Source organism: Nocardia sp. 852002-20019_SCH5090214 (genome assembly GCF_001665865.1).
GTDB classification, from domain to species: Bacteria; Actinomycetota; Actinomycetes; order Mycobacteriales; family Mycobacteriaceae; genus Nocardia; species Nocardia nova.
Window position 1 is genome coordinate 207680 of sequence record NZ_LZMK01000045.1, and the last position, 14071, is coordinate 221750.

Below are 14071 nucleotides of genomic sequence, written 5' to 3' on the forward strand. Positions count from 1 at the left end.
CACTGTGGCACACGACGGACCCGGTGTGCGGGTGACACGCGGTGGCGAATTGCGTTCGCAATAGCCGAATGGTCATGATGGCCGGATTCGATTGTGTTGCCGAATGTTTGGTGGGATGCTGCGAAGGGCGGCAAACCGGTGGTAACGGGCGTTGCCCGGTCGGTTGCGGAGGGCTCGTCCCACGGCGTTCGCCGGGCGCGGCGCACCGAGACGGGTCGGTGCCGCCGGGTGCGGTGGCCGGGTTTGTAGGATCGGGCGCGCCGCATCACCGCGACATCGGATCGCGCGCGAGGGACAGAGAGGCGGTGCGCAGGTGCTGCACATCCATCGGGCCGAGTCGGCGCGCACGCTGGCCGACGCGCTCGCCGCGATGCTGTCGCACCCGCTGCCGGACCCCTTCGCCGCCGAGGTCGTCGCGGTCGGCGCGCACGGCGTGCAACGCTGGCTCAACCAGCGGCTCGCGGTGACGCTGGGCGCGGGGGCGGGCGACGGCGTGGCCGCCAACATCGACTATCCGAGCCCGGCGGCGCTGGTCGCCGACATCTCGGCCGCGGCCTCCGATATCGCCGCCGACGCCGACCCGTGGGCACCCGACCGGCTGGTGTGGCCGGTGCTGGCGGCGATGGACGCCGCGATCGGCGAACCCTGGGCGGCGGTCCTGGCCCGGCATCTGGGGGTGGGCGCCGGCCCGGCCGAGGCGTACCGGGCGGGCCGGCGGCTGGGCACCGCGACCCATATCGCGACCCTGTTCGACACCTACGGCGCCACCCGCCCGACCCTGATCACCGACTGGGGCGACGGCGCCGATACCGACGGCCGCGGCGCCGACCTGCCGGAGGACCTACTGTGGCAGCCGCGCCTGTGGCGGCGGGTGCGCGAGGCGATCGGCGTCCCCGCACCGGCACAGCGGCTCGACACCGTCTGCCGCCGGTTGCGCACCGATCCCGCGAGTATCGATCTGCCGCAGCGGCTTTCGATCTTCGGGCTGCCCCGGATTCCGGCCGCGCAACTCGCGGTGCTGGAGGCGGTGGCAGAACACCGGGATGTGCACATCTGGCTCGTCCATCCCAGCCCGGCGCTGTGGGAGCGGCTGCGCGCGTCCGACCCCGAGGGTGCCGAACTCGCCCGTCCGGCCGGACCCGCCGCGATCGAGGAAGGTAGTGCGGGGCCCGCGGGTGCGGCGACGATCGTGCGAACCCGTCCCGCCGCTCCCCGGCGCGTGGTCGCCGAACCGATCGCCCGCCACCCGCTGCTCGGAGCGCTGGGCCGCGACGTCCGGGAAGTCCAGAACCGGCTGGCGACCGTCGACTTCGCCGATCGGCATCATGCGCCCGAACCAGATCGCATCGACGCCGGGAATCGTTCGGGCACAGTGCTTTCCGAGCTGCAGGACGCCGTCCGAGCGGACTGCTGGCCGCCGGTGCCGGTGGCGCGCACAGGCGACGACAGCGTGCAGATCCACGCCTGCCACGGCCCAGCCCGGCAGGTGGAGGTGTTGCGTGACGTCCTGCTCGGGCTCTTCCAGCGCGATGCCACCCTGGAACCGCGCGACGTGATCGTGCTGTGCCCCGATCCAGAGGGCTATGCGCCGCTGGTGCGGGCCGCCTTCGGCCAGGGGCCCGCCGCTCTCGACGATCCCGACGCGAATCCCGCGCACGGATTGCGGGTGCGGCCCGCCGAGCGCAGTGCGGGCGCGGCGAATTCGGTGCTCGCGGTGTTGGAGGACCTGCTCGCTCTGGCCGAGGGACGCGTCGGTGTCACCCAGGTGCTCGACCTCGCCGCGACCGAACCCGTGCGATACCGCTGCGGATTCGACGACGACGATATCGAGCGGCTGCGCGAATGGGCCGCCGAAACCGGCGCCCGCTGGGGGATCGGGCAACGGCAGCGGCAGGCCTTCGGCCTCGCCGAATTCGGCCAGAACACCCTCAACGCGGCCGTCGACCGGATTCTGCTCGGCGTCGCCGCCGGGGAATCGGGGGAGGACTGGCTGGATCTGGCCTTGCCGCTGGAGGACGTCGACTCCGGCGATGTGGACCTGGCGGGGCGGTTCGCCGAATTCGTCGACCGGCTCGCTGTCTGTGTGCGCGATCTGAGCGGACCCACCCCGGCCGAACCCGCCGGCACACCGCGACCCGCGCGGCAGTGGTTGCAGATCCTGCACCGCGCGCTCGATCTGCTCACCGATCTGCCGGCCGCCGCGGCCTGGCAGGGCGTGCAGGCGCGGCGCGAACTCGCCGCCGCCTTCGAACACGCGGATGCGGCCGAATTGCGGCTGCCCGATGTGATCGCGGCCCTGCGGGCGCGGTCGCGGGCCCGGGCGCCGCGCTCGAACTACCGCACCGGCGAGCTCACCGTCTGTGGCCTGGCGCCGATGCGGTCGGTCCCGCACCGGGTGGTGGTGCTGCTCGGGCTCGACGACGAGGTGTTTCCGCGCACCGGCGGCATCGACGGCGACGACGTCACCGCGCGGGAACCGCTTGTCGGCGAACGTGATTCGCGCAGCGAGGACCGCGGACTGCTACTCGATGCCGTCCTCGCCGCCGAAGACCGTCTCGTCGTGCTCTACACCGGCGCCGATCCGGTGACCGGAACGCCCCGGCCGCCGGTCACGCCGCTCGCGGAACTGATCGATGTGGTGCGCGCCCACCGCGGCACCGGTGACGTGGTGCGCCGTCATCCGCTGCAGGCCTACGACGGCAGCAACTTCGACGCGCGCGACCCGTTCGGTTTCGACACTCTCGCGCTGGCCGCCGCCCGCGCCGCGGCGCGCCCCGCGCAACCGAGTCCGCCGTGGCTGCCCGGCCCGCTGCCCGCCGTGGCGCGCACGGATGTCGAACTGGCGGAACTGGTCTCGTTCGCCGAACATCCGATCCGGGCCTTCCTGTGGCAGCGCCTGGGCATCCGGGTGCCGGAGGAGGACGAGGACATCGACGAACGCCTGCCCATCGAACTGACCGGGCTGGCCACCTGGAATATCGGTGAACGCATGCTGGCGGCCCGGCTCACCGGCGCGGATCCGGCTGCCCTGCGCGCCGCGGAATGGCGGCGCGGAACCCTGCCGCCCTTCGGCCTCGGCGCGGCGGTGCTGGCCGAGGTGGAATCCACGGTCGACCGGCTGGTGCAGGTCGCCGCGCCACTGCAGCAGGCGCCGGCGCGCACCATCGATATCGCGGTGGATCTGGGATCGGGGCGGCGGCTCACCGGGACGGTCGCCGATGTGCACGACGACGCGGTCGTGCGCGCCACCTATTCCCGCCTCGCGCCCAAACATCGGATGGCGGCGTGGGTGCGGCTGCTGGCGCTGGCCGCCACCGAACGCCATCAGAGCTGGCAGGCCGTGAGCATCGGGCGCGGTAAATTCGGCCGCCCGGCCTGGCGTTCGTCGCTGACCGCACCGGCCCCCGCGCTCGCGGCGGACCTGCTGCGCGAGCTGGCCGAACTGCGCGAGGAGGGCCTGGCCGAACCGCTGTCGTTCGCGCCGTCGGCATCGGCGGTCTATGCCGAACGCCGCTGCCGCGGAGCCGATCTCGACTCTGCCCGCGCCGCCGCGGAGGAGGAGTTCTACGGCGGACCGAAGGGGCCGCGCCCGTTCGGCGACCACACCGACCGCTACCTCACCTACATCCTGGGACCCGAACCGGCCTTCGAGCAACTGGAAACCTCGCTGCCCGAACCGGACCGGTACGGCGAAACCACCACATTCGGTTCGGTGGCCCGGCGACTGTGGAATCCGCTGCTGGCCAACGAATCCCAGGGGCAGCCATGACCGAGGAACTGTTCCCCGTCGCCGATCTGCGCACCCCGGAAGCGGCGGCGCACGCCACCACCCACCGCCGGCACACTCGTACCACGAACGAAACAGTCGACGCCGGAGAGCTTTTCGCCGTGGATGAGGTGCAGTCCGGCGACGGGGCGGAGAATCACAGTCCTGCGCCTCAGGCGGATGAGGCCCGACATGCGGACGGACGTGTGGCCGCGCGCTTCGCCGGCGTGGAATCCGAACCGGCGCCCGTCCACGCGTCGTCCAACCGCAGAGACGGTGCATCCTCCGATCCCGGGCGCATCGGCGACGCTCTGCGTTCGAGGGGCGTCCGTCCAGGTGGCTCCGCACCGTTCGGCCAATTCGACCTGTGCGGTGACCTGCCCACGGGGACAACCGTGCTCGAGGCGAGCGCGGGGACCGGGAAGACCTACGCCATCGTCGGGCTGGCGGTGCGGTTCGTCGCCGAGGGGCTGGTCGACATCTCGCAGTTGCTGCTGGTGACCTTCAGCCGGGCGGCGACCCAGGAGTTGCGGGAACGCACGCGGGAGCGGTTCGTCACGGTCGCGGCGGCCCTCGACGATCCGGCGGCCGCGCGCGCCGGAGCCGACGAGCTGATCGCGCATCTGGCCGATGCCGACCCGGCCGAGGTGGCGCGGCGGCGCCGGCGGCTGGTCGCCGCGCTGTCGGATTTCGATGCCGGCACCATCTCCACCACCCACGGGTTCTGTCAGCGCATGCTCGACGAACTCGGCATCGCAGGCGAACACGATCCGCGGGTGCGGCTGGTCGAGGGCATCGAGGAACTGGTGAGCACGGTTGCCGAGGATCTGTATCTGGCCCGCTACGCCCGTGGCGGTGCCCCGATGCCGGTGCGGCAGGCGCTGTCGCTGGCGGCGGCCGCGGTGGCGGACCGGCGCGCGCGGCTGGTTCCAGGAGAGGAGCTCGGCGATCACCCCGCGGCCGAGGCGGCGGCGTTCGCGGCCGCGGTGCGCGCGGAAGTCGATCGGCGCAAACGGCTTTCGGGCATCCGCGACTTCGACGATCAGCTGGTGTTGCTGCACGACGTGCTCGCCGACCCGGTCCACGGCGAGCGTGCCTGCCGCCGCATCCGCGACCGCTTCCGGGTGACGCTGGTCGACGAATTCCAGGACACCGACCCACTGCAGTGGGACATTCTGCGGCGCGTCTTCCACGACCACACCACCCTGGTGCTGGTCGGCGATCCGAAACAGGCGATCTACGCCTTCCGCGGCGCCGAGGTCCTCAGTTATCTGGACGCGGTCGCCCACGCCGAGACCCGTCGCGAACTGGACACCAACCGCCGCAGCGATGCCGGCCTGCTGGCGGCGCTGCATCACCTGCTGGGCGGCGCGGCCCTGGGACATGCGCAGATCACGGTGCCGCCGGTCACGGCGGTCCGGCCGCAGAGCCGGCTCACCGGGCCCGAGGGGGCGGCGGTTCCGTTGCGGCTCAGGTGTTTTCCCCGCCAGGGCGCCGGAGCGTTGAACGGCAGCGGATTCCCGGTGGTGGGCCGCCAGCGCGATCGCGTGGCCACCGACCTCGCCGCCGATATCGTCCGCACCCTCGAATCCGGGGCGCGGATCGGCGACCGCGCACTCGGCCCCGGTGATATCGCCGTGCTGGTCCGCACCCGCGCGCAAATCGACCTGGTGCGCGCGGAACTGGACCGCGCCGGTGTCGCCTCCGTCCTCGCCGGCGGCGCCAGCGTTTTCGCCACCCGCAGCGCCACCGACTGGCTGTGGGTGCTGCGGGCGCTGGAACAACCGCATCGCGGCGACCGGGTGCGGCTGGCGGCCACCACCCCGCTGCTCGGCATGTCCGCGGCCGATATCGACGCCGGTGGCGCGGATCTGGTGGGCCGGCTCAGCACCCAGCTGCGCGACGCGGCCCGGCTGTTCGCACGCTCCGGTTTCGCGGCCGTGTTCGACCGGCTGTCCGCCCAGGCACAGCCCGCGCCGCGACTGCTGGCCCAGAGCGGCGGCGAACGGCGCCTGACCGATCTGCGGCATATCGCGCAACTGCTCGACGAGGTCGCCGCGCGGGAATCGCTCGGGCTCACCGCGCTCACCCGCTGGCTGGCCGACCGGGTGCGCGATCCGGCCTCGGGCGCGGTCGCGGGACGCAGCCGCCGCCTCGACCGCGACGCGGCCGCGGTGCAGATCGCCACGGTGCACGCCAGCAAGGGCCTGGAATTCCCTGTCGTCTACTTGCCTTTCGCGTGGGACGGCGCGAAGAACCCCAATCCGTCGACGCTGTTGTTCCACGACGGCGACGAACGGGTCCTGGACGTCGGCGGCCCCGAAGCGCCGGGCTACGCCGAGCACCGCCGCCGCTGCGAGGCCGAGGAGGCGGGGGAGGAGTTGCGGCTGCTGTATGTCGCGGTGACTCGGGCGCAGTGCCAGGTGGTGGCCTGGTGGGCGCCGGCCTACGGTACGGCCGCCGCACCGCTGCATCGGATGATCCTGGGCCGCGCCCCCGGCAGCGCCGACGTGCCGGCGCGCAGTGAGGTGCCCGCGGATCCGATCGTGTTGCAGCAGTTGCGCGAATGGGCCGCGGCCGCCGGTCCTGGCCTGATCGAGATCGAACCCGTCCGCGCGGCGGTCGAGGCGCAGCTGCGCACCGAACGTGACCACACCGGTGACAAGACACTCGAGGCCGCGCGATTCACCCGCTCCGTGGACCACGAATGGCGCCGTACCTCGTACTCGGCGCTCACCGCGTCGGCGCATGAAACAGCGCATGGCACAACGGATTTCGCAGCTACGGAGGCAGTTGAGGGTGGCGCCGACGAGCCGCTGACGCCCGCGCCGGAACTCGGTCCCGGCCTCGGGTCCGACGACGAGTTCGCCGGCGCGGCACCGTCGTTGATGAACGATCTGCCCTACGGCGCCGAATTCGGCACCCTCGTGCACGGTGTGCTCGAGCTGGTCGATACCGACGCGCCGGATCTGGCCGCCGAGGTCCGGATGCGCTGCGAACAGGCCGTCGAGCAACTCATGGCCGACATCGATCCCGGCGCACTCGCCCACGCGCTCGTCGCGGTGCTGCGCACCCCGTGCGATCCGGTCGCGCTGGCCGATATCCGCTCCCGGGATCGGTTGAACGAACTGGAATTCGAACTGCCGCTCGCGGGTGGTGACGACCCGGTGGCGCAGCGGGTGACCGTCCGGCGCATCGGAGCTCTCCTGCGGGAACATCTGCGGTCCGACGATCCGTTCGCCACCTACGCCGATGCCCTCGACCTGCTCGACGACGTTCCGCTGCGCGGGTATCTGACCGGAAGTATCGACGCCGTGTTGCGGACCGACGGCCCCCGCTTCCTCGTCGTCGACTACAAGACCAACCGGCTCGGCACCGGTGAACTGACCGTCGCGCACTATCGGCGCGACCGGATGGCCGAAGAGATGATGCGCTCGCACTATCCGCTGCAGGCCCTGCTGTATTCGGCGGCGCTGCACCGCTATCTGCGCTGGCGGTTGCCCGGTTACGATCCGGCTCGCCACCTCGGCGGAGTGCGCTATCTGTTCGTGCGCGCCATGATCGGCCCGGCGACCCCGCCCGGCCACGGCGTCTTCGACTGGGACCCACCGGCGGAGCTGATCGTGGCGCTGTCGGATCTGCTGGCCGGAAAGGACAGCAGGTGACGGCGATCGCTGTGGCGCAGCGCGCCACCGGACTGCTGCGGACCTTCAACACCGCCGGGGTGTTGTCGGCGGCCGACGTGCACGTGGCACTGCGGCTGGGCCGGCTCGGCGGTGAATCCGGGGAGCAGGTCCTGCTGGCCGCCGCGCTCGCGGTGCGTGCGGTGCGGTCGGGATCGGTGTGCCTGGAATTGCGGCGGATGCACGAAATCGGTGTCGACGGCGAGGGTTTCGATCTCGGCGAGGCGGAACCGGTCGATCCCGCTCTGCTGCCCTGGCCGGACGTCGACAGCCTGTGCGGTCAGTTGCGCGCGAGCCCGCTGGTGTGCGGCAGTCCCGCCGGCCCGCTGTGCCCCCTGCGGCTGGTCGAATCCGAGGGCGGGCCGCTGCTGTATCTGGACCGCTACTACCGGCAGGAGCAGACGATCCGCGAGGTGCTGGCGGACCGTGCGCACGGGCATCCGCTCGTCGACCCGGACACCGTGCGCCGCGAACTGGACCGGCTGTTCCCGGGGACGGGCGGACCCGGCGCCGCCCCGGACCGCCAGCGCATCGCCGCCGCCGTCGCCGCCACCAGCTGGACCACGGTCGTCGCCGGTGGTCCCGGCACCGGTAAGACCCACACCATCGCCCGCATCCTGGCCCTGCTGGTCGCGCACCAGCGCGCGGTCGCCGACACCGCGCCCCTGCGCATCGCGCTGGCCGCCCCGACCGGCAAAGCCGCTGCGCGCCTGCAGGAATCGGTGCGCGAACAGGCCGGCGACCTCGACCTCCCGGAACTGACCGCGGCGACCGTGCACCGGCTGCTGGGCTGGCAGCGCGGCGGCACCACCCGCTTCCGTCACCACGCCCACAACCGGCTGCCCTACGACGTCATCGTCGTCGACGAAACCTCCATGGTGTCGCTGACCATGATGAGCAGGCTGCTGCCCGCCGTGCGCCCGGACGCGCGGCTGGTGCTCGTCGGCGACCCGGACCAGCTGGCCTCGGTCGACGCCGGTGCCGTCCTCGCCGATCTGGTCGCCGGACCGGTGGCCGGCCCGCCGAATCCGATCCTCGAGCAGATCCTGGACACCGGTTCCGGTCCGGTGACCGGCGCCGAAGATCTCAGTGAACGGGAACGAAGCCGCTTGCGCGGCGGCATGATCCGTCTCACCCGTGGCCGCCGGTTCGGTGGCCGGATCGCCGATCTGGCGGTGGCGGTGCGCGCCGGGGACGCCGAGACGGCGCTGGCGCTGCTGCACGACGGCGGTACCGAACTGTCCCTGCACGAACCCGACGACATCGCCGAGGTGCGTGCCGACGTGGTGCGCGCCGCCCGCGAATCCACCACCGCCGCCGAGGCGGGCGACGCCGCGGCCGCGCTGCAGGCGATGGAATCGCATCGCCTGCTGTGCGCGCACCGGCAGGGGCCGTTCGGTGTCGAACGGTGGGACCGGATGGCCGGCGGCTGGGTCGCCGCGGCCGGAATCGGAACGGAATCCGCTGCCGGACAATGGTTTCCCGGCCAGCCTTTGCTGGTGACCGCCAACGACCACGAGGCCCGCATCTACAACGGCGACACCGGTGTCATCGTGCGGTCCGCCGACGGTGGCCTGCGCGCCGCGCTGCAGCGCGGCAGCGAACCGTATCTGGTGCATCCCACCCAATTCCCGGGTGTGACCACGGTGTACGCGATGACCATCCACCGCAGCCAGGGCAGCCAGTACGGTGCGGTGACGATCGTGCTGCCGGGCCCGGAGTCGACGCTGCTGACCCGTGAACTGCTCTATACCGCGATCACTCGCGCCCGGCAGCGGGTGCGCATCATCGGCACGGCGGAGGCACTGGAGGCCGGGATCTCGCGGCGGGTGCTGCGGGCGAGCGGGTTGCGCGGCTGATCTGTCCTGCCGGTGTCAGCCCTGCACGGGGAGGAAGATTCCCGGAATCGTCAGGGCGAGTTCGACATCCTCGCGCCGCCCCAGGGTGACCAGAACGGTGCGAATCATCGTCAGCCGGGCCTCGGCGACCGCATCGGGATCCGGGTCCGCGCCCGGCGCGGTGGCCAGCGACACCTGGTAGACCACGAATGCGCAGACCTGCAGCGCGGTGTCGAGGTCCAGCGGCGCCGGCAGTTGCCGGTCCAGCACGGCGAACTTCTCTCGCACCAGCGCGCGGATGTCGTCGAAGGCCTGCTCCCGGTATGCCGAGACCGGTGAGGCCGGATCGTGCAGTTCCGCGAACACCGGCCGCAGCATCGGCCCGTGCCCGCGGGCCCAGTCCAGGTACGCGTCGATGATGCCGATGCCGAGCGCCACCGGCTCGTCGGACTCTTCCAACGCCTTGCGGATGCCACCCACGAGGCCCTCGTTGGACTGCGTGAGTACCACATCGAGCGGCGCGGTGGCGTTGGCGAAATAGCGGTAGAAGGTGGGCCGCGAGATTCCGGCCTGGTCGATGATCCGCGCGACACTCAGTCCGCGCGAACCGAATTCGGTGAACACCGCGGCGGTGGCGGTGACGATGCGGGAGCGGACCTCGTCGGCCTGCGCGCGCGTCTGTGGCGGCCGGCCCCGGCGAGCGGCGCCGTTGTGAGTGGTGACCACCCCGTCCTGCGGCATCCCGTGGTACCTCCCTGATCGGTCGTGCGGACTTGACATGGCCCGGCATCGCCCCATTAATCTAACATCGGTGTTAATCTAACACTGGTGTTCAACAAATTGTTGAGCGCCTGCCGACCGAGAGGGCCGACAATGACGACCGCCCCAGACCTCGCCGCCGCCCCGGCCCTGCCGCAGGAGCTGGTGGACCGCCTGCTCGCGCACGCCACCGCGGGTGGCGCCCCCTCGGTGGCGATCTTCGCCCCGGCCACCGGCGCGAAGATCGCCGATCTGCCGCAGTCGTCGACCGCCGATATCGACGCCGCCTTCGCGACCGCCCGCAGCGCCCAGCAGCAGTGGGCGCGGGTTCCGGTGCGCGAACGCGCCGCGGTGCTGCGCCGGTTCCACGACCTGGTCCTGGCCGAACAGGACACCATCCTCGACATCGTCCAGACCGAGGCCGGCAAGTCCCGCGTGCACGCCTTCGACGAGGTGGGTGACGTGGCGGTCAACGCCCGCTACTACGCCGCCGCGGCCGAACGGCTGCTGGCCTCGCGCACCCCGCGCGGTGTGCTGCCGGTGCTGACCAAGGTCGAGGTCCGCAACCGGCCCAAGGGTGTGGTCGCGGTGATCTCGCCGTGGAACTACCCGCTGGCCCTCGCTGCCTCCGACGCGCTGCCCGCGCTGATGGCCGGTAACGCGGTCGTCGCGCGCCCGGACAACCAGACCGCGCTCACCGCGCTGTGGGCGATCGACGCCGCCGAACGCGCCGGACTGCCCGCGGGCCTGTGGCAGGCGGTGCTGGGCCGCGGTTCGGTGATCGGCGGCGAGGTGATCGCGCGCGCCGACTACGTCGACTACACCGGTTCCAGCGCCACCGGCCGCACCATCGCCCGGCAGGCGGGGGAGCGGCTGATCGGCTACTCGCTCGAACTGGGCGGTAAGAATCCGCTGCTGGTGCTCGCCGACGCCGACGTGAGCGCGGCCGCCAAGATCGCGGTGCGCGCCTGTTTCGCCTCGGCCGGGCAGCTGTGCGAATCCATCGAGCGCATCTATGTGCACGACCGTGTCTACGATCGGTTCGTCAGCGAATTCACCTCCGCCACACAGTCTTTGCGGCTGGGTTCGGCGCTGGACTACTCCTACGAGATGGGGTCGCTGACCTTCGCCCGCCAGCTCGACACGGTCACCGAACATGTGCAGGACGCCGTCGCCAAGGGGGCGACCGTGCTGGCCGGCGGCCGCGCGCGCCCGGACCTCGGGCCGTACTTCTACGAGCCGACGGTGCTGGCCGGGGTGCGCCCGGGTATGACGGTCTATCGCGAGGAGACCTTCGGCCCGGTCGTCTCGATCTACCGCGTGCACAGCGACGACGAGGCCGTCGACCAGGCCAACGACACCGCTTACGGCCTCAATGCCAGTGTGTGGAGCCGCGATACCGGACGCGCCCGCGAGATCGCCGCCCGCATCCACGCCGGGTCGGTCAACGTGAACGAAGGCTTCATCGCGGCGTGGGGCAGTGTCGCGGCCCCCTCCGGCGGGCTCGGCATCTCCGGCAGCGGCCGCCGCCACGGTCCCGAAGGGCTCCTCAAATACGTCGACACCCAAACCATCGCGGTCCAGCGCGCGCTGCCGCTCGCGCCGCTGCCGGGCATGTCGGAAGCGCTGTGGGCGAAGACCATGACGCTCTACTTCGGCGTGATGAAGGCGTTGCGGCAGAAATGATCTCGCCCGCTCGGGCACAGGGGACTTCGGGCACGAGGGACTCGGGTAGGCAGGAAGAGGAACGGATATGGATACGGTCGCGGGCAAGCGGGTACTGATCACCGGCGCGGCGATGGGCCTGGGCAAATCCTTCGCCCAGCGCGCGGTGCGAGAACAGGCCGCCGACGTGGTGCTGTGGGATGTCAACGAGACCGCGCTGAAGCAGACCGCGGCCGAACTGTCCTCCGGATCGGTGAGCCGGGTGCACCACTACGTGGTCGACGTCTCCGACCAGCAGTCGATCATCGACGCCGCGGCCGCGGTGCGCTCGGAGGTCGGCGATATCGACGTGCTGGTCAACAACGCCGGCATCGTGCGCGGCAACGGCTACTTCTGGGAAACCGAGAACCGCGCCGACATCGACAAGACGATGGCGATCAATTCGCTGGCGCCGATGTACATCGCGCTGGAATTCCTGCCCGCGATGGTGCAGCGTAAAACCCCGGCGCGGGTGTTGAACATCGCCTCCTCGGCGGCGCTGGTGTCCAATCCGCGCATGAGCGTCTACGCCGCGTCCAAGTGGGCGGCGCTGGGCTGGTCGGATTCGGTGCGCCTGGAACTCGAGCAGTCCGGCAACGAGCACGTGAAGGTCACCACGGTGTGCCCGACCTACATCAACACCGGAATGTTCAACGGCGCCAAGGGTTTCTGGTTCACGCCGATCCTGGAGCAGGAAGAGGTCGTCGACACCGCGTGGCGGGAGATGAAGAACGGTGCGGCGCTGGTCGTGCTGCCGTGGACCTCGCGGCTCAACCGCGCCATCTCCGGTCTGCTGCCGCTGAAGGTGCGCGACTTCTACCTGAACAAGGTGGGCGTCTACCACTCGATGGACGAATTCACCGGTCGCAAGTCCTGAGACGCGGCCGATTCACGAGGCTTCGTCGCGCCGGTCACGCCACGGCAGCGTGACCGGCTCCGGCGGAATCCGCCCCGCCAGCAGCTCGCCGAGGAGCCCGGCGAGACCCAGCGGATACACCTGCTGGTCGGTGCTCGCGAGCTCGCCGACACTCCACCAGCGGAATTCGTCGATGGCGGTGCTTTCGTAGCTCAGCAGCCCGCTCGTGTCCGGATCGGTGCCGCTGGTGGGCAGCCGGTAGAAGAAATAGTCCTCACGGAACAAACCCGACAGCCATCCCGGGATGTCCAGATGCCCGGTGGCCACCGCCACCTGCGGCCCGAGATCGGCTGCGCTGATTCGCAATCCGGTCTCCTCACCCAGTTCCCGGGCCGCCGCCTCGGCCGGCGATTCCGCCGCGTCGATGCCGCCGCCGGGCGTGATCCAGTACAGCGGATCCAGCGTGCCGCGATAGGCGATGAGCAGGATCCGGTCGTCGGCGTCCGCGAGGATCACCCGTCCCGACCTGCGCACGTATCGCTGCTCCACAAGGCCCCATGCTAGCGGCCGAAGCGAATCCGTTTGTGCCATACTCTGCGCGGCGGAATGCGCCGAGGGAGGACGGAAGTACGCATGGGCCTGATGGACAAGATCCGTGGCGAATTCGTCGACATCATCGAATGGCTCGACGATACGAATTCCACGCTGGCGTGGCGGTTCCCGCGCTACGACAACGAGATCAAGAACGGCGCCGAACTGATCGTGCGCGAGGGCCAGCAGGCCGTCTTCGTCTACCGGGGGCAGCTCGCCGACCGCTACGAGCCCGGCCATTACGCGCTGACCACGGAGAACATGCCGATCATGTCCACCCTGCAGGGGTGGAAACACGGGTTCAACAGCCCGTTCCGGTCGGAGGTGTACTTCGTCAACACCCGGCCGGTCACCGATTTCCGCTGGGGCACACCGCAACCGGTGACCGTCCGTGATCCCGACTTCCGCATGGTGCAGGTCCGCGCCAACGGCACCACCATCGTGAAGGTGGTCGACCCGGCCGTCTTCCTGCGCCAGGTGATCGGCACCGAGAGCGTGGTCGACATGGAGCAGATCACCGATTTGCTGCGGCGCACCGTCGCGCTGGCCTTCTCCGACATGGTGCTCGCCACCGGGCTCGGCGCGATCGATCTGCAGGGGCGTCAGGTCGAATTGTCCGACAAGCTGCGCGAATTCGTGGCGCAGCGGGTGGCGTCGTTCGGACTGGGGGTCGACGCGGTCACCATGACGATCTCGCTGCCGGAGGAGATCCAGCAGGCGATGACCCGCGGCGTGGCCCGCGGTGTCGAGGCCGGCGGTTTCGCCGACAACGTGCGCGATCCGAACCGGTATCAGCAGGTGCAGGCGGCCGACGCGATGCTCGCCGCCGCGCAGAATCCCGGCGGCGGGGCGATGGGCGCGGCGATGCAGGCCG

General features: G+C 71.1%; 8 protein-coding genes. 6 read left to right on the plus strand and 2 right to left on the minus strand.

Annotated elements, in window-relative coordinates; translation table 11 throughout:
- Nucleotides 1-313 precede the first annotated feature (313 nt).
- The 3 genes from recC (at nucleotide 314) to recD (ending at nucleotide 9308) form a co-directional block, all read left to right on the plus strand.
- On the plus strand, nucleotides 314-3769 hold the full coding sequence (recC, locus tag A5780_RS06280) for an exodeoxyribonuclease V subunit gamma (protein ID WP_064907971.1): 3456 nt from the start codon (nucleotides 314-316) through the stop codon (nucleotides 3767-3769).
- Nucleotides 3770-4065: 296 nt separating this feature from the next.
- Nucleotides 4066-7431, plus strand: a complete 3366-nt coding sequence (locus A5780_RS06285; RefSeq protein ID WP_064907989.1) for a UvrD-helicase domain-containing protein — start codon at nucleotides 4066-4068, stop codon at nucleotides 7429-7431.
- Nucleotides 7428-9308 (plus strand): exodeoxyribonuclease V subunit alpha, encoded by a 1881-nt coding sequence (gene recD, locus A5780_RS06290; protein ID WP_064906815.1) that lies wholly within the window; start codon nucleotides 7428-7430, stop codon nucleotides 9306-9308. The genes A5780_RS06285 and recD overlap by 4 nt, the downstream gene beginning before the upstream one ends.
- Nucleotides 9309-9323: 15 nt before the next feature.
- Here recD and A5780_RS06295 read toward each other — a convergent pair whose 3' ends face one another.
- Complete coding sequence (locus A5780_RS06295; RefSeq protein WP_030517664.1) at nucleotides 9324-10028, minus strand: TetR/AcrR family transcriptional regulator; 705 nt, start codon at nucleotides 10026-10028, stop codon at nucleotides 9324-9326.
- A 132-nt stretch (nucleotides 10029-10160) separates the two neighbouring features.
- Here A5780_RS06295 and A5780_RS06300 point away from each other — a divergent pair, with 132 nt between their 5' ends.
- On the plus strand, nucleotides 10161-11732 hold the full coding sequence (locus A5780_RS06300; protein WP_064907972.1) for a succinic semialdehyde dehydrogenase: 1572 nt from the start codon (nucleotides 10161-10163) through the stop codon (nucleotides 11730-11732).
- Nucleotides 11733-11799: 67 nt separating this feature from the next.
- A complete protein-coding gene (locus tag A5780_RS06305; protein ID WP_064906818.1) occupies nucleotides 11800-12627 on the plus strand; it encodes an SDR family NAD(P)-dependent oxidoreductase in 828 nt (275 codons plus the stop codon).
- Between the two features lie 12 nt (nucleotides 12628-12639).
- Here A5780_RS06305 and A5780_RS06310 read toward each other — a convergent pair whose 3' ends face one another.
- On the minus strand, nucleotides 12640-13155 hold the full coding sequence (locus A5780_RS06310) for an NUDIX domain-containing protein (RefSeq protein ID WP_197521669.1): 516 nt from the start codon (nucleotides 13153-13155) through the stop codon (nucleotides 12640-12642).
- A gap of 84 nt (nucleotides 13156-13239) precedes the next feature.
- Between A5780_RS06310 and A5780_RS06315 the strand changes: the two genes are divergently transcribed.
- The coding region (locus A5780_RS06315) for an SPFH domain-containing protein (protein ID WP_064907974.1) at nucleotides 13240-14071 on the plus strand (832 nt) is incomplete at its 3' end.

Bases quoted from the DNA above. Each gene is read 5' to 3' on its own strand.
- A5780_RS06295 (WP_030517664.1), bottom strand. From the start codon at position 10,028: ATGCCGCAGGACGGGGTGGTCACCACTCACAACGGCGCCGCTCGCCGG.
- A5780_RS06300 (WP_064907972.1), top strand. From the start codon at position 10,161: ATGACGACCGCCCCAGACCTCGCCGCCGCCCCGGCCCTGCCGCAGGAG.
- A5780_RS06305 (WP_064906818.1), top strand. From the start codon at position 11,800: ATGGATACGGTCGCGGGCAAGCGGGTACTGATCACCGGCGCGGCGATG.